The organism is Pseudomonadota bacterium (assembly GCA_034660915.1).
Lineage (GTDB): Bacteria > Desulfobacterota > Anaeroferrophillalia > Anaeroferrophillales > Anaeroferrophillaceae > DQWO01.
The window spans coordinates 13,230-36,712 of record JAYEKE010000030.1 but is presented as its reverse complement, the minus strand read 5'-3'; the positions used below and the strand labels follow the sequence as shown (position 1 = coordinate 36,712).

At 49.4% G+C, this 23,483-nt stretch carries 22 protein-coding genes and 1 tRNA gene; 12 read left to right on the top strand and 11 right to left on the bottom strand.

The window, feature by feature from the left end; translation table 11 throughout:
- Window positions 1-221: 221 nt before the first annotated feature.
- From U9P07_01625 to aspS, 3 genes are all read right to left on the bottom strand, one after another.
- Complete coding sequence (locus tag U9P07_01625; protein ID MEA2108104.1) at window positions 222-716, bottom strand: 3-isopropylmalate dehydratase small subunit; 495 nt, start codon at window positions 714-716, stop codon at window positions 222-224.
- Between the two features lie 14 nt (window positions 717-730).
- On the bottom strand, window positions 731-1,990 hold the full coding sequence (locus U9P07_01620; GenBank protein MEA2108103.1) for a 3-isopropylmalate dehydratase large subunit: 1,260 nt from the start codon (window positions 1,988-1,990) through the stop codon (window positions 731-733).
- Window positions 1,991-2,239: 249 nt separating this feature from the next.
- Complete coding sequence (gene aspS, locus U9P07_01615) at window positions 2,240-4,018, bottom strand: aspartate--tRNA ligase (protein ID MEA2108102.1); 1,779 nt, start codon at window positions 4,016-4,018, stop codon at window positions 2,240-2,242.
- A 411-nt stretch (window positions 4,019-4,429) separates the two neighbouring features.
- Between aspS and U9P07_01610 the strand changes: the two genes are divergently transcribed.
- The 11 genes from U9P07_01610 (at window position 4,430) to U9P07_01560 (ending at window position 14,691) form a co-directional block, all read left to right on the top strand.
- A tRNA-Pro gene (locus U9P07_01610) sits at window positions 4,430-4,506 on the top strand.
- Between the two features lie 466 nt (window positions 4,507-4,972).
- Window positions 4,973-5,806, top strand: a complete 834-nt coding sequence (ccsB, locus tag U9P07_01605) for a c-type cytochrome biogenesis protein CcsB (GenBank protein MEA2108101.1) — start codon at window positions 4,973-4,975, stop codon at window positions 5,804-5,806.
- Window positions 5,807-5,815: 9 nt separating this feature from the next.
- Window positions 5,816-7,084, top strand: a complete 1,269-nt coding sequence (gene hemA / locus U9P07_01600; protein MEA2108100.1) for a glutamyl-tRNA reductase — start codon at window positions 5,816-5,818, stop codon at window positions 7,082-7,084.
- A gap of 31 nt (window positions 7,085-7,115) precedes the next feature.
- A complete protein-coding gene (gene hemC, locus U9P07_01595; GenBank protein MEA2108099.1) occupies window positions 7,116-8,051 on the top strand; it encodes a hydroxymethylbilane synthase in 936 nt (311 codons plus the stop codon).
- Entirely contained in the window at window positions 8,032-8,835 is an 804-nt protein-coding gene (locus U9P07_01590) for a uroporphyrinogen-III synthase (GenBank protein MEA2108098.1), read from the top strand. Before hemC ends, U9P07_01590 begins: the two co-directional genes overlap by 20 nt.
- Before the next feature lie 125 nt (window positions 8,836-8,960).
- Window positions 8,961-9,929, top strand: coding sequence for a porphobilinogen synthase (hemB, locus tag U9P07_01585; GenBank protein MEA2108097.1), 969 nt, complete (start codon window positions 8,961-8,963; stop codon window positions 9,927-9,929).
- On the top strand, window positions 9,926-10,999 hold the full coding sequence (gene hisC, locus U9P07_01580; protein ID MEA2108096.1) for a histidinol-phosphate transaminase: 1,074 nt from the start codon (window positions 9,926-9,928) through the stop codon (window positions 10,997-10,999). The genes hemB and hisC overlap by 4 nt, the downstream gene beginning before the upstream one ends.
- A gap of 2 nt (window positions 11,000-11,001) precedes the next feature.
- A complete protein-coding gene (locus U9P07_01575; protein MEA2108095.1) occupies window positions 11,002-12,186 on the top strand; it encodes a pyridoxal phosphate-dependent aminotransferase in 1,185 nt (394 codons plus the stop codon).
- Between the two features lie 25 nt (window positions 12,187-12,211).
- The gene (locus U9P07_01570) at window positions 12,212-13,195 is read left to right on the top strand and encodes a beta-ketoacyl-ACP synthase III (protein MEA2108094.1); all 984 of its coding nucleotides are present in this window, start codon (window positions 12,212-12,214) and stop codon (window positions 13,193-13,195) included.
- Window positions 13,196-13,206: 11 nt separating this feature from the next.
- On the top strand, window positions 13,207-13,542 hold the full coding sequence (locus U9P07_01565) for a hypothetical protein (GenBank protein MEA2108093.1): 336 nt from the start codon (window positions 13,207-13,209) through the stop codon (window positions 13,540-13,542).
- Between the two features lie 39 nt (window positions 13,543-13,581).
- A complete protein-coding gene (locus U9P07_01560) occupies window positions 13,582-14,691 on the top strand; it encodes an HAD-IA family hydrolase (GenBank protein ID MEA2108092.1) in 1,110 nt (369 codons plus the stop codon).
- Here U9P07_01560 and U9P07_01555 read toward each other — a convergent pair.
- From U9P07_01555 to U9P07_01520, 8 genes are all read right to left on the bottom strand, one after another.
- Window positions 14,683-15,354 carry an HAD family hydrolase gene (locus U9P07_01555; protein MEA2108091.1) on the bottom strand — a complete coding sequence of 224 codons (672 nt, stop codon included), beginning with the start codon at window positions 15,352-15,354 and terminating at the stop codon, window positions 14,683-14,685. The two genes, U9P07_01560 and U9P07_01555, sit on opposite strands and share 9 nt — an antisense overlap.
- Window positions 15,355-15,363: 9 nt before the next feature.
- Window positions 15,364-15,966 (bottom strand): DUF4202 family protein, encoded by a 603-nt coding sequence (locus U9P07_01550; GenBank protein ID MEA2108090.1) that lies wholly within the window; start codon window positions 15,964-15,966, stop codon window positions 15,364-15,366.
- A 2-nt stretch (window positions 15,967-15,968) separates the two neighbouring features.
- Window positions 15,969-18,332, bottom strand: coding sequence for a molybdopterin cofactor-binding domain-containing protein (locus U9P07_01545; GenBank protein MEA2108089.1), 2,364 nt, complete (start codon window positions 18,330-18,332; stop codon window positions 15,969-15,971).
- 2 nt (window positions 18,333-18,334) lie between these two features.
- On the bottom strand, window positions 18,335-18,847 hold the full coding sequence (locus U9P07_01540; GenBank protein ID MEA2108088.1) for a (2Fe-2S)-binding protein: 513 nt from the start codon (window positions 18,845-18,847) through the stop codon (window positions 18,335-18,337).
- 16 nt (window positions 18,848-18,863) lie between these two features.
- Window positions 18,864-19,733, bottom strand: a complete 870-nt coding sequence (locus U9P07_01535; GenBank protein ID MEA2108087.1) for an FAD binding domain-containing protein — start codon at window positions 19,731-19,733, stop codon at window positions 18,864-18,866.
- 210 nt (window positions 19,734-19,943) lie between these two features.
- On the bottom strand, window positions 19,944-20,306 hold the full coding sequence (locus U9P07_01530; protein ID MEA2108086.1) for a hypothetical protein: 363 nt from the start codon (window positions 20,304-20,306) through the stop codon (window positions 19,944-19,946).
- Window positions 20,290-21,522, bottom strand: coding sequence for a Tm-1-like ATP-binding domain-containing protein (locus U9P07_01525; GenBank protein ID MEA2108085.1), 1,233 nt, complete (start codon window positions 21,520-21,522; stop codon window positions 20,290-20,292). The genes U9P07_01530 and U9P07_01525 overlap by 17 nt, the downstream gene beginning before the upstream one ends.
- A gap of 18 nt (window positions 21,523-21,540) precedes the next feature.
- A complete protein-coding gene (locus tag U9P07_01520; protein ID MEA2108084.1) occupies window positions 21,541-23,193 on the bottom strand; it encodes a class I adenylate-forming enzyme family protein in 1,653 nt (550 codons plus the stop codon).
- An 83-nt stretch (window positions 23,194-23,276) separates the two neighbouring features.
- Between U9P07_01520 and U9P07_01515 the strand changes: the two genes are divergently transcribed.
- Window positions 23,277-23,441 (top strand): hypothetical protein, encoded by a 165-nt coding sequence (locus tag U9P07_01515; GenBank protein MEA2108083.1) that lies wholly within the window; start codon window positions 23,277-23,279, stop codon window positions 23,439-23,441.
- Window positions 23,442-23,483 lie beyond the last annotated feature (42 nt).

Here is a 23,483-nt window from a genome sequence, read left to right as displayed (position 1 = left end):
TATCCGTGGATGTTCCGGCATGGCTCTCGCTCATTCTCGCCGGCCGTCCATGGCCGGCTTCCGAGGCGTCCGCCGCGAATCACATCGTGTGATTCGTTCGGCGGCCAATACCGCTACGAGCCAAGCCCGAACATCCTGCCAATATATCCCTGGCAATGCAACTCAGAAAGTTGAGTTATCAATAGAGTTTTACGCAAAAAGGCCATTTTTCAACTCAGCCTTCAGATTGCCAGATCTCCGTGCTTCTGCACATATGGAACCAACCCGCCTTCCGCCAAAATCGCCGTCATCACCGGTGGCAGTGCCGGAAATGATTCTTCGTACCCCTGGGTAATATTCTTAAAAACTCCCTTTTCCAGATCAGCTTCCAGCTGATCACCTTCTTTAATACGATCGGTATCACAGATAATGACCGGCAGCCCCACATTAATAGCATTACGAAAAAATATCCGGGCAAACGATTTTGCGACAACTGCACTGACACCAGCCAGTGCGATAATGGTCGGCGCATGCTCCCGGCTGGAACCGAGGCCAAAATTCCGGCCACCGATGACAAAATCACCTTTGGCCATTTTTCCCGCAAACTCCGGTCGTGCATCTTCCAGTACATGCTCAGCCAGCTCCGGCAGATTGGAACGCAAGTGAAACAGACGTCCCGGAGCTATATGATCGGTACTTATATCATCACCAAATAACCAGGCTTTTCCCTTCAACATAGTATTCTCCTGTCTTAAAGATATTTTCGCGGATCAACCAGTTTCCCGGCCAAGGACGTCGCCGCGGCTGTCGCTGGCGATCCCAGATAAATGAAGCCCTTGACATTGCCCATTCGTCCTTGAAAATTACGGTTCTGGGTTGCCAGACAGCGTTCTCCATCACCAAGAATTCCCTGATGAACCCCGACACAGGCACCACAACCCGGGGTATTGATTGAAGCTCCGGCATCATTGAATATTTCCAACAGTCCTTCCCGCAGAGCCTGTCCATATACCCGCCGGGAAGCCGGGGTCACAATCAAGCGGGTCCCATGATGTACCTTCCGCCCTTTGAGCATCGCAGCGGCAATCCGCAGGTCCTCGATACGACCATTAGTGCAAGTGCCGATAAAAACCTGCTGGATGGAAATATCCCGGCAATCATCATGATCAATGGGTCTGGTATTATCAACCGTATGAGGAAAGGAAACCGTGGGGCTGATTTCGGCGACATTGAGTTTATAAACGCGCTCATAAACGGCATCAGTATCCGCCTTGATCGGCTTAAAAAATTCCTTACGCCCCATTTCCTCCATAAATTTGCCGGTCATCTCATCACTGGCAATCAGCCCGCACTTGGCTCCGGCCTCAACCGCCATATTTGAAAGCACCATTCTTTCGGGAACCGTCATCCGTTCAATGGTCTCCCCGGCAAATTCCATTGATTTATAGGTCGCTCCATCGGCTCCGATCATACCGATGATATGTAAAATAATATCCTTGGAATAAACTCCCGGCGGCAAAGTTCCGCTAATTATAAATTTCAACGTTTCAGGAACCCGCAGCCAGGTTTTTCCCAAAACCATTCCCACCGCCACATCAGTTGAACCCATTCCGGTGGCAAAGGCACCAATGGCACCACCGGTGCAGGTATGCGAATCAGCACCAATTAAAAGTTCTCCCGGATTCAGGTATTTTTCCATAATCACCTGGTGACAGACACCATCACCAATTTCAGAAAGCCGGCTACCGGTTTTTTCGGCAAAGGCACGCAATAACATATGGTCATTGGATAACTCTTTGCTGGGGCTTGGAGCCGCATGATCAATAAACAGTACCGTTTTCTCCGGATTTTTAACCCCTTCAATCCCCAGTTTTTCAATCTGCCGCACGGCCAGGGGCCCGGTACCATCCTGAGTCAGACACACATCAACATTACAGACTGCCATATCTCCAGCCTGTAACGCTCGCCCGGCATGGGCTGATAAAACCTTTTCCACCAGGGTCTGTCCCATAAAATTCCTCCATCAATTGATAGCGTCGTAAAAAAGCCGTCTTCGACCTTATACTGCAACCTTCACCATTGCAGCGTACAGTAAACGAATGGTGTATGGTACAAGGTGTACGGTACAAGGAACCTTAGCTTCGCCCTCTCACGGAACAGATTTGCACTTTTGCTTCGCCCTGCTTCGCATGGGGACAGCACTAAAGTACTGTCCCCGATCCCGTGTATCCTTTAACCTTTAACCTTTAGCCTTTCGCCTTTACGTCAGTTTTATCGCCAGTTCCCTCAATTGCCGGCTGCCAACAGCAGTTGGAGCTCCAGTCATCAAGCAGGTAGCCTTCTGAGTTTTGGGGAAAGCAATAACGTCACGGATGGATGGCAGACGCAGCAATAACATCACCATGCGATCAAGGCCAAAAGCAATCCCTCCGTGTGGCGGTGCCCCATACTCAAGAGCATCCAGCAGGAAACCAAATTTTTTCCGGGCCTCCTCCGGACCGATCTGCAGAAGGGTAAAAATCCGTTCCTGCAGGTTTGAATCATGGATCCTGATGCTGCCACCACCGATTTCGATGCCGTTCAGCACCAGATCATAGGCCTTAGAACGAACCGCACCGGGGTCTGTCTGCAACAAAGGAATATCTTCATCCAGAGGCGCGGTAAATGGATGGTGGATAGCCACATGCCTTTTTTCCTTGCCGTCATATTCCAATAAGGGAAAATGAGTTACCCAACAAAAAGAAAACTGCTGTTCATCAATAAGATTCATCATTTTAGCCAGATGCAATCGCAATCGCCCCAGGGATTCATTGACTATGGCCGGCTGATCGGCAACAAACAGCAAAAGATCTCCAGCTTCTACCTGCATGGCATCTTTCAGTGCTTCAACCTCCGGCTCACTGAAAAATTTGACGATCGGCGACTGCCAGCCATCCGCCGTGATCTTAATCCAGGCCAGACCCTTGGCCCCATATACTTTCACCACATCCAGCAGGTCATCGATTTCCTTCCTGGAGAGTGTTGCTCCACCCTTCAGGTTAAGACCTTTGATAATGCCACCGCCATCCAACACCGAACGGAAAACCTTAAAGCCACTGGCGGCAAACACTTTCCCCAGATCAATCAATTTCAGCTCAAAACGCAGGTCTGGAGCATCAAGACCGTAGTCAGCCATAGCCTGTTCATAGGTCAATTGCTGAAACGATGCCGGCAGCTCAATATCAAGCAGGCGCTTAAAGATTTCCGTCATCAATTCTTCAATCAGAACAATAATATCCCCGGGTTCAACAAAAGACATCTCCATATCGATCTGGGTAAATTCCGGCTGCCGGTCAGCCCGCAGGTCTTCATCCCGAAAGCATTTGACAATCTGAAAATAACGATCGAATCCGGAAACCATCAATAATTGTTTAAAAAGCTGGGGGGACTGAGGCAGGGCAAAGAACTCTCCCGGATTGGTACGACTGGGAACCAGGTAGTCTCGGGCTCCTTCCGGAGTGCTTTTTGTCAGCATGGGCGTTTCCAGATCCAGGAACCCACGTTCATCTAAAAATGACCGCACCAGGCTGGTCAGCCGGTGGCGGAAAATCATCGCCTGCTGCATGGCCGGTCGCCGCAGATCAAGATAACGATATTGGAGCCGCAAAATCTCCGAAATGTCTCCGGGATCATCCGCCATGAAGGGCGGGGTTTTCGCCTGGTTAAGTACTTTTACCTGGTCAACAATAATCTCAATTTCACCCGTTGCCAGATTTTCATTCACCGTCCCCTCCGGACGGGCAGCCACCTCCCCCTCCACCTGCAGGACAAATTCACTGCGCACGGAATGGGCCAGTTTATGGGACCCCAATGAAATCTCAGGGTTGAAAACCACTTGGGTCAAACCATAACGATCCCGCAAATCCACAAAGACCACTCCACCATGATCCCGCCAGTTCTGTACCCAGCCAGCCAGCATAACCCGACTGCCGATATTTACATGGCGCAGCTCACCGCAGGTATGCGATCTACCGGAAACCTTAAAACCAATATGATTCATTTAGATCTTTTCTCCCTATTTGCAATTGAGACCCTTATAAAAATCAATAAAATCCATCCCCCACTCAACCAGTGAAAGGATGTGTCACTAAAAAAATGATGATCCCTGGCTTTGCAAGTGCGATAAAACCAAGGCATTTATACTATATTTAGCTCTTGTAGTTATTGATGATGATGGAAATTTATCCAAGGTTTAGGATATCATCATAATCGCAGGGCATAAAGACTTTGGAACATACACAAACTAACAAACCCGAGTCAAGATTTTTCTAGCCGATGTATAGCACGAAAAAGCGTTTTCGCCCAGCAGGTTTATTCCATGTTGAAACGATATTTTTTTAGCAGTTGCTTTTTGTCAGGCAAATATTTACCCTTGACTTTCTGAGAATAATATCATAAGGAATTCCGCACTCGGGATGTGGCTCAGTCCGGTAGAGCACTGCGTTCGGGACGCAGGGGTCGGAGGTTCAAATCCTCTCATCCCGACCATTCTTTTTTTCTCAAATAACGATCTGAATCCTGTTTCAAAAGGTGGCAGTTTCTGCCGCCTTTTTTGCTTCAATACCTCGTTAAAGATGCCGTCAGCAACTCCCGCCAGATTCCCATAACCCCATAAACAGGTTGACAATTTTCCCCTTTTCCCGCTATACGATACATGTCATACCACTTCCATATGACATTATTAACAACAACTTGACTGAACAATACTGAAGTCAGCTACGGTGTAAATATTCGACTTTGTCTATAGATTGACAAATTTTTATTATTTCTCACAGAGACACGGAGTCACAGAGGGCAAATGACTCGGGTTCTCTGTGACTTTGTGCCTCTGTGAGAGTATTTTTATCTTTTCTGAAAACGTAGTCGAATGTTTACGCTACGGCTAAACTGACTTGTTAAAATTAGTTCTTTATTCTACCATGAAGAACATGAAGCCCATGAAGGTTTTTTCTGTATGATTTTTTCATCCTATTCTCTTTTGCTTACCGGTGCCCTGCTCTGCTATGCGCTGGGCATGCTGGCCGGTTTTGTCCAGATATACCGCAGCTCCCCCAAAACCAGCAAGGTTGAAAACTGGCTCATAACCTGTGGTTTCATCCTCCATCTGGCTGCTTTCGGCTGGCGTTTCTGGGAAAGCCGGGCTTTTCCGGTTACCACCCTTCATGAATCACTATCCTGTTTTTCCCTTTTCCTGGCAGGTATCTACCTGTGGATTTCACGAACCGCTAAAGTCTCAATTCTCGGTACCTTCATCAACCCGTTAACCACCATCAGCCTGCTCTGGAGCCTGCTGATTATCCAGCCGGTCAAGCCTCACCCACCGGCATTGAAAAGCTTCTGGCTGCCGGTCCATGTGGTCTTCAGTTTTGCCGGCAACGCCCTGCTGGCCATAACCTGCGGTCTGGGAATCATGTATTTAATCCAGGAACACCTGATTAAAACCAAACGCATCAGCAACTTGTTCAAACGTTTGCCATCATTAAACCAGCTTGATCAGCTCAGCTATACCTGTTTAAGCATCGGCTTCCCGTTTTTAACCCTGGGAATCATAACCGGCTCTATCTGGGCTTCACTGGCCTGGGGGTCCTACTGGAGCTGGGACCCGAAAGAAACCTGGTCCCTGATTACCTGGTTCCTCTATGCCGCCCTGCTGCATGGGCGCTTAAACTCCGGCTGGCGGGGGAAAAAAGCCGCCATCCTTTCAATTATCGGTTTTGTGGCCATCATGTTTACGTTTCTCGGCGTTAACCTGCTCCTGTCGGGGCTCCATGCCTATGGCGCCCATTGAGGTTATAAAGTGAATATTGTCACTCTGGGAGTCAATCATAAAACCGCCCCGGTAGAAGTCCGTGAATGCCTTGCCTTTGCCGAAGGCAGCATTCCCCAGGCACTGCAGCAGCTACAGCAGGATGTGGGGCTGCAGGAAAGTATGATCCTTTCTACCTGCAACCGGGTGGAAATTTACGGCATCTGTGAAGATGCAGAAATTACCAGAAATAAACTGGTAGATTTCATCGGCACGTTCAAAGATCTCCCGGCCGCCCGATTCGCTGACAGTTTATATTATTATTGTGACCAGGAAGCCATTCAGCATGTTTTTCAGGTTGCCTCAAGCCTTGATTCCATGGTCATTGGTGAACCGCAGATCCTTGGCCAACTGAAAGAAGCATATGCCCTGGCTTCAGAACATAAAGCTACCGGCCTGATTCTTAACAAATTCATGCATCGGGCCTTTTCAGTAGCCAAATCGGTACGTACCCGGACAAAAATAGCCAATAGTGCGGTATCGGTCAGTTTTGCCGCCGTGGAAATGGCCAGGAAAATCTTTGGTGATTTAAACGATAAAACTGTCATGCTGGTTGGCGCCGGGGAAATGTGCGAATTGGCTGCCCGTCATTTCGTCAACCAGGGAGTAAAAAAGGTTCTGGTTACCAACCGCACCTACCGGCGAGCCCGGCAACTGGCAGATGAATTCGATGGATCTGCGATTGAATTCAAGGATTTTCACAGTCAACTTCAACGGGTTGATATCCTGCTCACTTCTACCGGTTCACCTTCCTACCTGATTAAACCGGAACATCTGAGACCGGCCCTGAAAAAGCGCAAACACCGGCCGATCTTTCTCATTGACATCGCCGTTCCCCGGGATATTGACCCGGCTGTCAACAATATGGATGGAATTTTTCTTTATGATGTTGATGACCTGCAGGACGTGGTAACAGAGAATATTGACCATCGCAAACAGGAGGCAGAACGGGCTGAAGCTCTGGTTGATATTGAAGTGGAAAAGTTCATTTACTGGCTTGAATCACTCCAGCTGGCTCCGACCATCAAAGCCCTGCACCGGATGGCTGATGAAATCAGCCGACAGGAACTGGAAAAAACCCTGTCCAGTTTTCCCGACCTGTCAAAAAAACAACAAAAAAAACTTGAGGCCATGGCCGGGGCAATTGTCAATAAACTTTTGCACCAGCCCATCAGCTTTATCAAGGAACATTCCGAATACGGCGAGCAATTACCGGTGGAAATCGTTCGACAAATGTATAAACTTAATGACACCGAATGAAAAAAAGGTGAAAGGTATAAGGTTAAAGGACATGAAGAAAAAAAAGCTGATTATTGGTTCCCGGGCCAGCGCCCTGGCCCGCTGGCAGGCTGAATGGGTTAAATCCCAGTTGACCACCCAACACCCTGAACTGGACGTATCCATTACCCTGATAAAAACCAAAGGGGATAAGATTCTCGATGTACCCCTGGCCAAGGTTGGCGGCAAGGGGCTGTTTGTCAAAGAAATTGAAGATGCCCTGTTGAATGGCTCCATTGACCTGGCGGTTCACAGCATGAAAGACGTACCTACCGAACTACCTCCGGGTCTGGGCATTGTGGTCACCCCAAAACGTGAAGACCCCCGGGATGCTTTTTTTTCCTACCAGGGAATCCCCCTGGAGAAACTGCCTGTGGGGGCGGTAATCGGCACCAGCAGCCTGCGGCGCCGGTCTCAGCTGAAATACCACTATCCCGGTCTGGAGCTTAAAGACCTGCGGGGCAACGTTGATACCCGGCTGAAAAAACTTTCTAACCATGATTATGACGGCATTATTCTCGCCTATTCAGGGGTCAAACGTCTGGGGTTTGATGGCGAGGTCACCGAAGTTCTACCCATAGAGCTCAGTCTGCCGGCCATCGCTCAGGGTGCCCTGGGGCTGGAAATCCGTTTGGATGACCGGGAAACCGACGATTACATCCGTTTCCTCCACCACCGGGAAACCAGCCTGGCGGTAACCGCTGAACGGGCCTTCTTGCGAACCCTTGAAGGTGGCTGCCAGGTTCCCATTGCCGCCTATGCAACCGTAAACGGAAATACCGTGACCCTGACCGGGCTGGTGGCCCAAATAGATGGCAGTACCATAATCAAAGAAACCATGTCCACCGATGAGGACCCTGACCAGTTAGGTATTGAACTGGCCAAAAATCTGCTTAGCCGGGGGGCTAAAGAAATTCTGCAGGAATGTTATGAGCAGGAAAACCAGTAACAGTCCTCTGAACGGCAAACATATCCTGGTAACCCGTCCTGAAAGCCAGGCTGAAAGTTTTGTCTCTCTGCTGCGCCGTGAAGGGGCCATCCCAGTTCTCCTGCCCACTATTGAGACAATTCCACCTGACTCCTGGGTTTCTGTGGATCAGGCAATTGCCTCATTAGAGAAGTACCAATGGTTGATTTTTACCAGCGTTAACGGGGTAAATTTTTTCTGCAACCGATTTGAAGATCTTAATCACAACCTGTCCCGGTTAAAGCATTGCAACATTATCAGTGTCGGGCCAAAAACCAGTGCCGCCCTGAGAAAACGAGGACTGGAAAGCAAAATCGTCGCAGAAAAATTTCAGGGAGAAGGTATCCTGCAGGCACTGGCAGACACCCCGGTCGCCGGCAAGTATTTTCTCCTGCCCCGGGCATTGAAAGCCCGCGAGATTTTGCCGGAAACCCTGCGTCAGCGTGGAGCTAAGGTAGACGTTATTATGGTTTACCAAACCGTCTTTCCGCAAAAATCGGCCGGAAAGATCAATAAATTATTTACGGATCAACAAAATATTGATATCCTGACTTTTACCAGTTCTTCAGCGGTAAGCAATTTGGTCAACCATTGTCATGAACCGCTGATTGCCGAGCGTATCCGCCAGCTGCCAACGGCCTGTATTGGACCGATAACCACGGCAACTGCCCGGGAACTTGGACTGAATGTCCTGATTGAAGCCAGCCAGTATACGGTCGAAGGATTGATAGAAGCTATAAAAGAATGGTTAAAGGTTAAAGGTTAAAGGTTCCTTATACCGTACACCTTGTACCATACACCATTCATTTACCGTACGTTGCAATGGCGAAAATTGCATCATAATAAAGAAGGTGAAGTTTTTACAAAGTCATCAACTTTAAGGAGTATATCATGTATTTCCCTATCTATCGCCCCCGACGATTACGGGCTAATCCAACCATTCGCCGCATGGTCCGGGAAACCAGACTGTCCGTCGACAATTTCATTTATCCCCTGTTTGTCTGCCCCGGAGAAGGGGTCAAAAAGGAAATATCCTCCATGCCGGGAAATTACCAGTTTTCCATTGACATGTTGCTCAAGGAAATGGAGGAAGTGGAGTCATTGGGAATTCCCGGGGTCATCCTTTTTGGAATCCCTGAGCATAAAGACGAAATGGGCAGCGAAGCTTATGACGATCAGGGTATCATTCAGCGGGCCATCAGGGCGATCAAATCAACCGCCAGCCAGGTACAGGTGATTACCGACGTCTGTTTATGCGAATACACTTCCCATGGACATTGCGGCATAATCCAGGGAGAAAAAATCCTCAATGATCCAACCCTGGAACTTCTGGCCCGGGAAGCCGTATCTCATGCCCGGGCCGGGGCTGATATGGTCGCTCCCTCCGACATGATGGATGGCCGTATAGGAGTTGTCCGGGAAGCCCTGGATCATGAAGGGTTTGAAGAAACCCCGATCATGGCCTACTCGGTAAAATATGCCTCGGCGTTCTATGGACCATTCCGCGATGCGGCTGAATCCCCGCCCCAGTTTGGTGACCGGCAAAGTTACCAGATGGACGCGGCCAATGTCCGGGAAGCAATCAGGGAGGCTGACCAGGATATTCAGGAAGGGGCTGACCTGATCATGGTCAAACCGGCCCTTCCCTATCTTGATATCATTCGCTTAATGCGGGAAGAGTTTGATTATCCGCTGGCGGCGTACAATGTCAGTGGTGAATATGCCATGATCAAGGCGGCTGATCAGCTTGGCTGGATTGACGGCCCCCGGGTGATGATGGAAACCCTGCTGTCAATCAAACGGGCTGGGGCCGATCTGATTCTCACCTATTTTGCCAAGGAAGCGGCTCAATTATTATGAGTATGACACCTTATGTCCGTCCGGCAATCGGGGAAATGGCCGGTTATACTCCCGGTTTTCAACCCCCCCGCGGCAGCCGGATGATCAAGCTGAATACCAATGAAAATCCTTATCCACCATCTCCGGCAGTAGCGGCAGCAATCAGAAAAGCAGCGGAGAATTATGAAAGACTGCGGCTGTATCCAGACCCGGTCAGCAGTCGCCTGCGACAGACGGCAGCAGAAATATATGGTGTAACTGCTGAACAGGTCATGGCTGGAAATGGTTCCGATGACTTAATAAGGATACTGCTGGACACTTTTGTTGACCCCGGTGAGCAGGTGGGATTTTTTGACCCCTCCTATTCTCTCTACCCGGTTTTAACCCAAATTCGCGGTGCAAATTCTAAAGCTTTTGCCTTTGATCCGGCAACCCCTGAATCAGTTGTTACAACAACAGGGATAAAACTTTTTTTCCTCACCAGTCCCCATGCTCCTTACGGCCTGGGATTTTCCAACCATTACATCAAGACAATAGCCGACCAACTTGATGGCATCCTGGTAGTAGATGAGGCCTATGCAGATTTTGCCGAAGAAAGTGCCCTGTCCCTGCTGGATAAATGTCCCAACCTGGTAGTCACCCGCACATTTTCAAAATCATACTCCCTGGCCGCCATGCGGGTTGGATTGGCATTTGCCGCCCCGATGCTGATCGCTGAAATGGACAAAACCCGGGACAGTTATAACCTTGACCTCCTGGCCCAGGAAGCAGCCACTGCCGCCCTGCTGGACCAGGCTTACCTGGAAGAAATTGTTGCCAGAATAAAAAAGATGCGAGAGGAATTCAACCAGCAATTAACCGAAAAAAAATTCACCAGCTATCCAAGCCGGTCAAATTTCATTTTTACTATTCCCCCTGCAGGGTATCAGGCCGGTGATTTGTACCAATATCTGCAACAACACCGGATACTGGTTCGCTACTTCAGCACCCCGCCCCTTGACCAGGGCATTCGCATCACCATCGGCACCCCTGAACAGATGGAGCAGGTACTCAACGTAATCAATCAATTCCTCTCAGAGAAGGGAAACTAGACATGGCTATCGCTGACAAAATTAAAAATTTTATGGATCGTTCATCATGGATCCGGAAGATGTTTGAGGAAGGAGCCGAGTTAAAAGCCCGGCTGGGAGCTGAAAACGTTTACGATTTCACCCTTGGCAACCCGGATGTTTATCCACCTGCAGAAGTCGAAACAGAACTGGTTAAGATTATCCAGGAACGTATCCCGATGAAATACGGCTACATGCCCAATGCCGGCTACCCTGAAACCAGGCAGGCGGTGGCCAACACCCTGAGCCATGAGCAGAAAATCAGTGTACCGGCTGATTCGGTGGTCATGACCTGCGGGGCAGGCGGAGCGCTGAACGTTATTTTTAAAACCATTCTCAACCCCGGTGATGAAGTCATTTCTCCACGGCCTTTCTTTGTCGAATATAATTTTTATGTGGACAACCACGGCGGCATTTTGAAAACCGCTGATCCCCTGACTGACTTCACCCTGAACCTGGAAGCCATAGAAGCAGAAATAAACAAAAAAACCAAGGCGGTGATCATCAACTCGCCCAACAATCCCAGCGGGGCCATTTTTCCGGAATTCCAGATACAAAAACTGGGTGAACTGCTGGAACGCAAATCAGCTGAAATCGGCCATCCCATCTACCTGATTTCCGATGAGCCCTACCGTAAAATCATTTATGATGACGCGGTGGTTCCCCCGGTTTTTCCTTTTTATAAAAACAGCATCATTGCTAATTCATATTCTAAAGAGCTCTCCCTTGCCGGCGAGCGCATTGGCTTCCTGGCCCTGAATCCTGATGCCGATGATTTCAGCTCCCTGGCCGCCGGCGTCCTGTTCAGCAACCGGATTCTCGGCTTCGTTAATGCTCCGGGAATCATGCAGCGGCTGGTGGCCAGAATCCAGGGATCTGCTATTGATATCTCCCAATATAAGCGAAAACGTGACCTTCTCTATGACGGTCTGGTTGCTGCCGGTTTTACCCTTGAAAGACCCAAAGGAGCGTTCTATCTCTTCCCTAAAAGTCCCATCAGCGATGACGTACAATTTGTCCGGACACTGCAAACCCACAATATCCTGGCAGTACCCGGCAGCGGCTTCGGGGGTCCCGGATATTTCCGCCTGGCCTATTGCATCAATGACGCATCTATTGAGCGGTCATTGCCGGTATTTAAAAAAGTTGGAGAACAATTCTTCGGATAAAATCCGCTCCCATCAGGAGAAGACCATGAAATCAACTGTCATACTGGGAACCGGTTCCGCAGCTCCGGATAACATCCTCACTAATTTCGACCTCGAAAAAATCATGGATACTTCAGATGAATGGATTATCCAGCGTACTGGAATAAAAGAACGGCACATCGCCTTACCCGATGAAAAGTTTTCCGATTTCGCCCTGCCAGCCTCCAGACAAGCCTTGGAAATGGCTCAGGTAAATGCTGCTGATCTTGACATGATTATCGTCGGCTCCCTGACCCCCGACACCCTGATGCCATCCGGAGGCTGCACAATGCAGACCCTGCTTAACGCCGATAAAGCCGCCGGCTTTGATATCTGTGCCGCCTGCTCCGGCTTTGTTTACGGGCTGGCTATTGCTGACCGTTTTCTGAAAAATGATCCCGAACTGAACATACTGGTAATTGGCGGCGAACTGGTTTCCCACCACATGGACTGGAATGAACGGACTACGGCAGTCCTTTTTGGTGATGGGGTCGGAGCCGCCGTGGTGGCAGCCCGGGAAAACCAGGGGGCAAAAATACTTTCGGTGGAAATGCAGTCCAACGGCAAACTGGGAGATCTGCTCCATCTCCCCGGCCTGGGGTCACTTCATCCGGTGGGCCGGGAAGATTTCAAACCGGAATACAATTACATTAGCATGCAAGGTAGAGAGATTTTCAAGCACGCCATCCGCAATATGGTGGAGATATCCGGCAAAGCAATGGATAAAGCCGGGGTCTCAGCCGATCAGATTACCAAAGTCATTCCCCACCAGGCGAATCTCAGAATCATTGAAATGCTGGCCAAACAGTTCAAAAAACCGCTGGATCAGGTATTTATTAATATTGACCGTTATGGAAACACCTCGGCCGGCACCATTCCCATCGCCCTTGATGAAGCCAACCGCAGCGGTTTCCTCGAAAAAGGCGACCTGGTTCTGTTAACCGTTTTTGGCGGCGGCCTGACCTGGGCGGCGGCAGTGCTGGAGTGGTAAGAGGAAAAACAATGTCTATCTATGCTACAATTTATCAGTTTGCCGCCTCGGTCGGATCCCTCGAGGGCTATGTCTATAAAAAAAGCGGTGTCGAAGATCTCGATCTGTTGGCCCTTTCCGTCTGGACAGATAATATCTGCCAGGCATACAACAATCTACCGACTGAAGTACTACAAGATTTCCAGGATTTTCTGGACCAGACGGTCAGGAGGGCTATCCACTCGTTAAAAGCTGCTTTGGGTGAGGATCACAAACTTGTCTTAAAGCTTAAGTCAATGGTCAAGGGAGAAGGTAATCTGCCGATATCAGCTGACGATTTTAATAAGAAAAAATGGTTTCAAGATTAAATTCGTAAAATTTTCAAAAAGAAAGCCCTGATATTTCAGATGAAATGCGAACACACTTTTACGGGTAAAATTGTCACCGGCACTGGAAAGGCTGCATTTTTCACCCAACTCGACTGGGTCATGGCCCAGTGTGCTGAAAAACTCGGGTTTGTCCCCTTTCCCGGAACCCTGAATATAGATATATCTCCCCAAGGCATCACCAGTATCGAACCTTCTTTGAGCAGTGCAGTAGTTGAACTTAAGTCTCCAGATCCGAAATTTTGCTCATCCCGGATTGTACCAGCGAACCTGGAAGGAATACCGGCAGCGGTTCTATTTCCGGCTAAAGAGACTAGGATTCATAGCCGGAACATCCTTGAGATCCTGGCTCCGGTAGCAGTTCATAAAGCTCTGGGAAAAAATGATGGCGACCTGGTTTCAGTCACCATTAACAACGGGACGGATGCCTGCCGGAAACTCCGGTCTAAAGCCGGTAAAAAATTGATAGTCGAAGCAATCATGCTCGACCTTGACGGTACCATTATTGATTCCGTCAAAATTTATCACCGGATTGTCCATGCGGTACTCGATAAACTGGAACTTCCCAAAGTTTGCACCAAGCAGATACAAAAAGCCAGCCGGGATGGCACCTTTCTCTGGGAAAAACTTTTTCCGGCCTCAATGTTTGACGATCATTCGCAATTGAAAGATGAAGCCTGGATTATTGCCAAGCAGCTTGCTCCCGAGATGTTCAACGGCCAGGTACAACTGCTGCCAGGGGCAAAAGAAATCCTGCAACACATATCAGCAAAAGGTTTCAAAATAGCCGTAGTTACTTCAACGCCCCGGCAAAACATGCATGCGAAGTTAAAACCGTTGGAAGAAGCGGGAATAATCCATTTGCTGCAGGAAATCCTGACCGCGGATGATACCGCCAGAAAAAAACCGGCAGCAGACCCGCTGATTGAATGCAGTAAGCGACTGGCAACGAAAACGGAAAGATGTGTTTATGTGGGCGATACGCAGATAGATATCAGAGCCGGCAAAGCGGCAGAGACCAGAACCATCGGGGTTTTAAGCGGCTTTGACAATCATGAAATGCTGGCAGAAGAAGATCCGGATGCCATCATTAACAGCCTGGAGAATCTGCCGGAAGTCATTTTAATGTAAGGAAAAGATGGTTTTGAGTTCTGCCAGATTTTCAATCAAGTAATCTGGTTTGTGCAACCGCAGACGTTCTGTCTTATCTTCACCATTCACCAAGCTAACCACCTTAATACCAGCGTTGCGGGCCGTTTCAATATCGGTAACGCTGTCACCCACCATAAAAATCTGCTCAACAACGAAAGATGTTTCCCGGCAATAAGCCTTTATGAGATTAACCCCTTCAATCTCCGGTTTGAGCATAGCAACATCGTTGCGACTGACTGTCAGATCAAAGTAACTTCCCAAGCAAAATTTATCCAGCATGGCGTCGAGAGACCGGCGCCCGACATTTGAGTCCAGCGCCAGACCCCAACCAGCTTTTTTAAGCGTCGAGAGCAGCCATGGAACTTCAGAATAAAGGCTCCAGCGCCGGGCTGCGTCAGCATCATAAAAATCAAAAACCGTGTCAATGTGATTTGTGATTTTTTTAAGCAGGTCAACATTTGAGATGTTTTTCTGCAGATAATTATAGAGTCGGCAGTAATCAGCCCTGACAACAATCTCCCGATCAAGATCACATGAGGATATACACTCTTCAATGAGCGGATAGACTTCCTCCATGGCGGCCTTGAGCTGCCACTGAAAGTCAACCAGCGTGCCCTCAAAATCAAATATCGCAATATTCATTGTTTTAAATCAGTTTTCGAGCCTGGCTAACCGGGCCATGGCATCCTGGTAAAAAGAGCTGCAGATATCTTTGGCCTTCAGCGTGGAGATACGTTCAAACATCCAGATAAATTTATTTTTGACTTTATCTACACTCGATTCCTTGACCTTGATCGTGACAAAAAGATCGACGTTGGTCTGAAAGAAGCTAAGGCTGTCGGCATCTTTCAACAGATCAGTTTCAAAATCACCTCCGGTTTCATGATGGGACACCAGGTGAAATACTTTTTTGCTCATTGCTGTTGGACAATTAAGGCTTTGGAGAAAATCAAAGATGATTTTCGCACTGCGCTGCTGATGGTAATCAAGAAAAGAACTATCCAGAAAACCACTATCGGAATTAAACATCTTCCGGTACACCTTCTCCTCGCGAAAAGCCCGCTCGATGTCATGGGAAATCCCGGCAATGAGCAGTGCTTCGTCAGCCTCTGGATACAACTCCAGCAACCAATTCACGGTTCTTTCAAGGTGAAGGGGAACCAACTGGTTATCAACCACGGCAAATGAGGTTTCAACAAACTCTTTTACCGACTGATAATAATCCAGACCACTTTTTCCCGCATTCTCATCCACTATTAACTGTTCTCCCGGGCTTCCTTCAAAGCCAGCAGCACTCGTTCCGGGGTCAGGGGTAATTCCGTAATGCGGGCGCCGGTGGCATCATAGACCGCATTAAGAATAGCAGGGATGGTTGGCATGATAGCTCCTTCACCCACCTCTTTGGCCCCGTAGGGACCATTGGGCTCTCCGCTTTCAACCACCAGGGTATTGATGTTGGGCATGTCCAAGGCGGTGGCAAGACGATATTCACCCAGGGAAGGAGTCATCAATCTGCCCTTTTGATCAAACTTCACCTCTTCAAACAGGGTCTCACCCAAACCCATACTTAAGGAACCCTGCATCTGTCCTTCAACCATCGTCTTGTTGATGGCCAGGCCACAATCGTGAGCATCAGTCATGGCATCAACGGTTATTTTGCCGGTAGCACGATCAACCGAAACTTCAACAACCTGGGATGAACCACCGTAGGCCGGCGAGGTACCAACTGCCGCACCCTTGAATTTACCTCCCAGGATCGGCGGTTTATATTTTCCAGTGCCGACAATGGTACCTTTTTCCAAAAAAGCCATGCGGGCCGCTTCGGTAAAAGTCAACTCTTCACCTTCAGGCAGGTTGGACCAACCTCGATGTTCTTTGCGATAATAGTCCCGGAATGGCTTGATATCGACTCTTTTCCGACCTTTAACCTTAATAAAACCACCTTTAATATCCAGATTTTTCACATCTACACTTAATTTATCGGCTACGACCTCAAGGATCTGTACCTTGACGTTTTCCGCCGCGTCCTTGGTCGCGTGGCCTGACATCAGGGTCTGTCTTGAAGAGTAGGCCCCAAGATCAACTGAATAGTCGGTATCGCCGGAATCAACCCTGACATCGGCGAGTGGAATACCAAGAGTTTCAGCGGCAATCATGGCCACCATGGTATCAGCCCCCTGGCCAATCTCGGCGATGCCGCTGCGCACAATAACCGTACCTCCGTCTTCGGCAACCTTGATCTCCGCGGTTGAATGAAAGGTATCAGAACGATAAATCGGATAACCGGCCCCGGAAACAAAGAAACCACAGGCCATGCCAATTCCTTTACCGGCCGGCAGTTTCCCTTTTTTCTTTTCCCAGCCGGAGCCTTTTTTAACTGCCTCAACACATTCTTTCATTCCCAGGGAAGACATGTTGAGGTCGTTGCAAGTGGCATCTCCGGTCTCCATCAGATTCATCATTCTCAATTCAACGGGATCGATCTTGAGCTCTTCGGCGATAATATCCAGCTGCTGTTCAAAACAAGCCCGTGCCGCCACTCCGCCATGGCCGCGTTGAGCGCCGCAAGCCGGTTTATTAGTGCAAACGCGGAAACCGTCATATTTCATATTCGGCAGCCGATAGGGAGCCCCCAGCAACGAGCCGGCATAGTAAACCGTCGCAATACCAAACGAAGTATAAGCGCCGCCGTCAAGCTTACAGGCATGAGCCAAAGCCATAATCGTCCCGTCTTTTTTAACCCCGGTGGTCATTTCATGAAAAAACTGATGCCGGGCCCGGGAATGGAGAAAAACCTGCTCCCGGGAATAGGTTACCTTCACCGGCCGGCCGGTCTTGATCGCCAGGAAACAGGCGCTCATCTCCAGAGGTGTAGCTTCGCATTTGGGACCGAATCCACCACCAACACAGGGGCGGACGACCCGCACCCGGCCAATGGGAATACCCGTCACCATAGCTACGGTTCGCTGGACATAATGGGAAACCTGAGTTGAGGTGTAAAGAGTCAACCTACCGGCATGATCATATTCGGCAATGCAGGCGTGGGGCTCGATAAAACCACCGTCCTGACGTTTATTGACCAACCTATGCGTATGAATGAAATCACATTCTTTGAAAGCGGCGGCAACATCACCGAATTCCTGGTGCACCTCGGCGCTGATATTGCCGGGATAATCATCGTGCAACTGTGGGGCACCCTCAGCCAGTGCCTCTTCAAGGGTTAAGACAAGCGGTAATTCCTCATATTCAACCTTGATGAGTTTCAGCGCCTCCTGAGCCGTGGCGGCATCAACTGCGGCCACCGCGGCGATCTCATCCCCGACGTAGCGGACCCGGTCGTGGGCAAACAAGGTTTCGTCATAACGGGCCGGAGAAACACCATATTTTGTTAAACCAACATCTTCAGCGGTAATAACCGCTTTCACCCCGGGCAAACGCAGCGCCCGGCTGGTATCAATATTAAGAATTCGAGCATGGGCCAATGGACTTTGTAAAATCGCTCCATAAAGTTGTCCGGAGCGCTGCAAATCATCGGCATATTGCGCCTGACCCGTGACTTTAATCGCCGCATCAACCCGGGGAGCCCGACTGTTTATAACCTCAAATTGTTTCTTCTTCATTATCAATCCTCCCCACAACACTTTTTTTCATCAGTTGTAGAACACCCACAGGCTGATTTCCCGGTTGCCATAATTGCCTCGACAATTTTCTGGTAACCGGTACAGCGGCAGAGATTTCCTGAAATCGCAGTGCGGACCTCAAGTTCGCTGGGATCCGGCTGCTTTTCAAGCAGGGCTTTAGCCGACAGAATCATTCCCGGGGTACAGAAACCGCATTGAATGGCTCCTTTTTCAATAAATGAGGTCTGCAGGGGATGAAGCTTATCTCCATCAGCCACGCCTTCAATAGTTGTTACCCGGTGACCGTCAACCTGGGCTGCCAACACCAGGCAGGAATTTACCGGCTCACCATCAAACAGTACCGTACAGGAACCGCAGTCACCTTCACCGCAGCCATATTTGGTCCCGGTCAGACCCAGATCTTCGCGCAGCATCCGTACCAGAGTCTGGTTAGGATTGACCAGAACTTCCGTGGTCATACCGTTAAGCTGAAAAGTTATATGACATTTCTTCATAGTTTTATCTTCTCCTTTATTTCCTTGCAGCTTCAAAAGCCTTAGTTAAAGCGCGGACAGCCAGGGTCTCCACCATCAGGCGGCTGTAAACCGCGGAAGTTCGCAGACCGCGCGGCCGGGCTTCCTGGGCGGCAATCTTAGCTGCGGCGGTAAAGTTCTTCGCGACTGCTTTTTTACCAATCAAACTCGCGGCAGCTTCTGTCGCCAGCATCGGCGTCGGTGCCACGGCTCCCAGCGCTATTCTGGCATGAACCACTGTGCGGTTATCATCCGCCAGTGAAATAACTGCAGCAACACTGACGATGGAGCGCTCAAGGGCTTTGCGAACCCCCAGTTTTTCAAAAGCGCTTCCCGTGGCTTCCGGCAATCGGGGAAGATAAATCACACTCATGACCTCTTCCGGCAACATGACCTGTTCTCCGGGACAAACAAAAAAATCTTTCAGTTCAACTTCCCGCTGATCTCCATAGCGTTGCAGAATCAAGCTGGCCTGCAAAACCAACAACGGCGGGACCATATCGGCAGCTGGCATTGCCGTCGCCAGATTACCACCCACGGTGGCCAGGTTGCGAATCAACGGTGAACCAACTTGGGAAGCTGCCTGAGACAAGGCGTCCCCCCCTGGGCCAAAATCACAATCCATAATCTCCGCAGCCGTGGTTCGAGCCCCCAGATAAAGGCCGTCATCATCAACCCCCATTCCTTTAAGCTCTTCAACCCGATCAAGGGCAACCACCTGTGAGGGAGAAACCTGATTCTTCTGCAGAGCAATCAGCAAATCCGTCCCACCGGCCAGCAGCTGCGCCTGGTCTCCATAGTGGGCCATAATCTGACAGGCTTCCTCCAGGTTGGCAGGCGCGTGATAATCAAACTTGGGTAACAGCATTATGTGCCTCCAAACATTGTAGGCTACCTTGAAAAATGGCCTTTTTGCTCGATTACTGCGTTAGGCAAAAATTATAATCCTCAAAATATTAAATATATTCCTGCGGTTATAATTTTCGCCTGCCTGGTACTCAAACAAAAATTCTAATTTTTCAAGACAGCCTGTAAGCCAAAAACAATAAAATCCTACATTCAGATCGTTACTATTTTATCAATCAATGATAGTCACTTCAATGCCAAATTGACGCATCCATATGGTCAGCAGCTTAGCATTGCTGTCTATCTGCAGCTGGCGGCCATCGTTTCCCTGTTCCCGAGGATAAGGACGGCATTCATAATAGTGCCAGCCCCGATAACCACCAAAAGGAGTGCCATCATCAGGTTGATTGAGGGCCTTAACCCCCCGGGCCAGCTTCAGATCAACCGGCACGACGACATGATACTCAGAAGCATCCGGCGCAAACCCCAGGTAGCCAAGATTCCCGCAGTCATCAGCCAGGGTGGTGCGAAAAATATCTCTTCTTCTAACTATCATCCGCAACCACTGTGAAATTATTTCATTGAGGTAAGACATCTAACAGGTTCTCCACCACATGAGTGGCAAAAGCTTCATCCTCAAGATTAAGATCAAAAGTTTTAATAACAACCAGATTATTATTAATATTTTTCTTTAGGTTTTCAATAAATAAATAATCGGTCTCCGGCTCGTAAATCTGGCTTTCGGACCCATCAATTGAGCTCCAGCCACGCAAGGGCAAAAGGACTCTGACCGAACCGGTTGCCTGGTTCAGTTTGCGAGCAAACTCCACGGCAACTTGAATAATCTCTTCTTCATTGAGACGCAGAAACGTCCTTAATTTATCGAGATCGAATTTTTTACGCTTATGGTAATCCGGTTTGTAGCGCGATTTGCGCGGGCTCATCAGGTTCACCCCACTGGGAGCAATAATCTGGGGAATCCCTAGTTTGCCGGCCGCTTCGAGGCGGTGGGGACCGGCTGAGCGCATCCCTTCCATCAGGTACTCTCCAACCCCACCCGGAGCCAGATCGATAACCGCGTCAAAAAGACCCTTGGCAATCATTTCTTCCATGGCCCGGTCACAGACCCCGGCCGCCGAAAAACTGATAACATCATAATTTTTTGCTTCCAGGCGGATTCTTACCGCCGAGGCACACCCCTCACAAATACCGAACTGCGACATGGCAATGGCTTTTTTGCCCGTCGACTGCAACGTCCCTTTGGCAGGGGTATCAACCTGAACCATACCGGCGATGGCAGCTGCCGCCCGTTCCAGAACATTTTTCAGCAAAGGTGAAAGACCAGCGATCTCAATAACCGAGTGAAAGAGCATAATGTCGCCGGTACCGATATAGCGGGTGGCCAGGCCCGGCAGGGCCGCAGTCGCTGAAACCATCACTTTCGGCACCCCAAACGGCAGAGCCCTCATAACATCGGTAGCCATCAGGGAGCCGGTTGAACCTCCCAGGCCGATAACCCCATCGATCTTTTTGTCCTCCAGCAACTCTTTGGCAATAGCAACCGCGCCTTTAATCATAATGGCGGTAATTTTGGCCCGTTCCCGTGATTGATTAATTTCCTCGATGGTGCTGCCGCCACTGCGAGCCACCTCGGCCGCGGATATATCAGCATTTCCGACAGCATGGGCAGCCATGGAAATATCCATAACCAGCACCCGACAACCTGGTATCTTATAGATCGCCTCCTTAAGATATTCGGATTCAACGTTTTTGGTATCAAGGGTGGCAATAAAAAGAATAGTTTTTTCCATGTTTACCTCGGGTAACCTTCAGTTCCCTGCCTCACTTTTCAATTTATCGGCAATGATAGTTTTCAAGGTATTTTTATTCACTTTACCGGAATCACCGACCGTCGGAAAAGCATCAATGATCTCGTGTCGTTCCGGCAACTTGTAGCGGGCGATCTGCTTTTCTTTGAGAAAATCAACCATCTCCTGAAAGGTAAGGGAACCGCCTTTTTTCAAAATCGTGAAGGCGCAGGCTTTTTCGCCAAATTCAGGATCCGGCATAGCCACCACGGCAACATTGGCAACCGCGGGATGTTCGTTCAGCAACCCTTCGATCTCGGCCGGGTAGATATTCTGGCCGCCACGGATGATCATATCTTTTTTGCGTCCCATAATCCACAGGCAGCCCCGATCGTATTTTACCAAATCGCCGGTGGTGGTCCAACCATCTTCACGAAAAACCGTCATCGTGGTTTCAAGATCGCGATAATAGCCGGCCGGAGCGTGGGGACCTCTAAACCACAAACCCCCAGCCTCGCCCTCAGGAACCTCGTTGTCATCGTCATCAAGCAGTTTGACGACATTTCCCGGCAGGGCCCGGCCAACAGTCCGACGCCGCAAATCAACCGGGTCGGTTACCTTGCAGCCGGAAACAGAACCCACATCCTGAGTTCCCAGATCGCTGGTAATAGCTCCCCCGAGACGGTTTTCAGCATCTTCAGCCAGTTGCGGTGAGAGATAGCCTCCGGCCGAACGGATAAAACGCAGGCTGGAAAGATTGTATTTTTCCACATCTTTCTCCAACATCCTGACCAGATGGGTCGGCACGACACCGATTGCCGTGCAGCTCTCTTTCTCAACGGTTGCCAGGGCCAGCTCAGGATCAAAATCTTCCAGCAGCACCACTTTGGCTCCCACCAGGGGAGCAGCAAAATAGGTCAGGGTTCCCCCGGCACCTCCGGCATGGGGGGCAATGGCAAAAGTAACATCTTCGCTGGTCAAATCCCAAAGATCGACCCGGGATTTAGAGGTACAGAGACGTGATGCGATTGGCCATTCAACCAGTTTGGGAATACCGGTGGTCCCGGTGGTTGAGGTCAGCAGACAGACATTACGACAGGGATCAAAACGGCGCTGCCGGTATTCTTCATCACCAAGCTGTTTTCGCTCCTGCGCCGCCTTGATCAACGAGAAGACTTCATCCCCCATCCCGGCAGGAAGCTCTTCCTCCAGCAGATAGTAATATTTTATGCATTGATGTTTTTGATTCAAATTTTTAAACATCTCAAGATAATTAAAATTTCGGTATTCAAAAGGGCAGACCACCGCTTCCGCCTGGGTTCTTTCCAACATGTAGTCAAGCTCTTTTTCCCGCAGGTAGGGATAAGCTACCAGGGCGACCAGACCGGCCCTTTCGGCAGCAATACGGGCCAGGAAACCAAAGGCGGTATTCGGTACCTGAATAATAATCCGGGCGTCCCTGGAAATTCCCCGGGAAATAAAATGAGCGGCAATCGAATTAACCAAAGGCAGAGCTTCTCCCCAGGTTATCCTGTACCTAGAGTCGACCAGCGCCTCCCGGTCAGCCAGTTCACTGGCGTTTTTCTCCCAGAAGTCATAGAAAGTTTCGGTTGTCCAGTAACCATCCGCCTTAAACTCCTCAATCATCTCATCTGTGTACCTGATTACGCGCATCTTTCCCTCACTCTTTATCTTGTCACTCAACTTTCTGAATTACTCTAAAAACAGCTGAAAGAAATTTCCAGGGATGTTCCGGCATGGCTCTCGCTCATTCTCGCCGGCCGTCCATGGCCGGCTTCCGAGGCGTCCGCCGCGAATCACATCGTGTGATTCGTTCGGCGGCCAATACCGCTATGAGCCAAGCCCGAACATCTGGCAATGGTTCTCTGGCAATGCAAGTAATAAAGTTGAGTTGTTATTAGTTCTACACCGATTTTTTGGCAAAATAAGGGATGAAAGCTGCC

What these genes read in the sequence shown, in the direction of transcription:
- U9P07_01625 (MEA2108104.1), bottom strand. Translation starts at nt 716, where the DNA reads ATGTTGAAGGGAAAAGCCTGGTTATTTGGTGATGATATAAGTACCGAT.
- U9P07_01620 (MEA2108103.1), bottom strand. Translation starts at nt 1,990, where the DNA reads ATGGGACAGACCCTGGTGGAAAAGGTTTTATCAGCCCATGCCGGGCGA.
- aspS (MEA2108102.1), bottom strand. Translation starts at nt 4,018, where the DNA reads ATGAATCATATTGGTTTTAAGGTTTCCGGTAGATCGCATACCTGCGGT.
- ccsB (MEA2108101.1), top strand. Translation starts at nt 4,973, where the DNA reads ATGATTTTTTCATCCTATTCTCTTTTGCTTACCGGTGCCCTGCTCTGC.
- hemC (MEA2108099.1), top strand. Translation starts at nt 7,116, where the DNA reads ATGAAGAAAAAAAAGCTGATTATTGGTTCCCGGGCCAGCGCCCTGGCC.
- U9P07_01590 (MEA2108098.1), top strand. Translation starts at nt 8,032, where the DNA reads ATGAGCAGGAAAACCAGTAACAGTCCTCTGAACGGCAAACATATCCTG.
- hemB (MEA2108097.1), top strand. Translation starts at nt 8,961, where the DNA reads ATGTATTTCCCTATCTATCGCCCCCGACGATTACGGGCTAATCCAACC.
- hisC (MEA2108096.1), top strand. Translation starts at nt 9,926, where the DNA reads ATGAGTATGACACCTTATGTCCGTCCGGCAATCGGGGAAATGGCCGGT.
- U9P07_01575 (MEA2108095.1), top strand. Translation starts at nt 11,002, where the DNA reads ATGGCTATCGCTGACAAAATTAAAAATTTTATGGATCGTTCATCATGG.
- U9P07_01570 (MEA2108094.1), top strand. Translation starts at nt 12,212, where the DNA reads ATGAAATCAACTGTCATACTGGGAACCGGTTCCGCAGCTCCGGATAAC.
- U9P07_01565 (MEA2108093.1), top strand. Translation starts at nt 13,207, where the DNA reads ATGTCTATCTATGCTACAATTTATCAGTTTGCCGCCTCGGTCGGATCC.
- U9P07_01560 (MEA2108092.1), top strand. Translation starts at nt 13,582, where the DNA reads ATGAAATGCGAACACACTTTTACGGGTAAAATTGTCACCGGCACTGGA.
- U9P07_01555 (MEA2108091.1), bottom strand. Translation starts at nt 15,354, where the DNA reads ATGAATATTGCGATATTTGATTTTGAGGGCACGCTGGTTGACTTTCAG.
- U9P07_01545 (MEA2108089.1), bottom strand. Translation starts at nt 18,332, where the DNA reads ATGAAGAAGAAACAATTTGAGGTTATAAACAGTCGGGCTCCCCGGGTT.
- U9P07_01540 (MEA2108088.1), bottom strand. Translation starts at nt 18,847, where the DNA reads ATGAAGAAATGTCATATAACTTTTCAGCTTAACGGTATGACCACGGAA.
- U9P07_01535 (MEA2108087.1), bottom strand. Translation starts at nt 19,733, where the DNA reads ATGCTGTTACCCAAGTTTGATTATCACGCGCCTGCCAACCTGGAGGAA.
- U9P07_01530 (MEA2108086.1), bottom strand. Translation starts at nt 20,306, where the DNA reads ATGTCTTACCTCAATGAAATAATTTCACAGTGGTTGCGGATGATAGTT.
- U9P07_01525 (MEA2108085.1), bottom strand. Translation starts at nt 21,522, where the DNA reads ATGGAAAAAACTATTCTTTTTATTGCCACCCTTGATACCAAAAACGTT.
- U9P07_01520 (MEA2108084.1), bottom strand. Translation starts at nt 23,193, where the DNA reads ATGCGCGTAATCAGGTACACAGATGAGATGATTGAGGAGTTTAAGGCG.
- U9P07_01515 (MEA2108083.1), top strand. Translation starts at nt 23,277, where the DNA reads ATGGCTCTCGCTCATTCTCGCCGGCCGTCCATGGCCGGCTTCCGAGGC.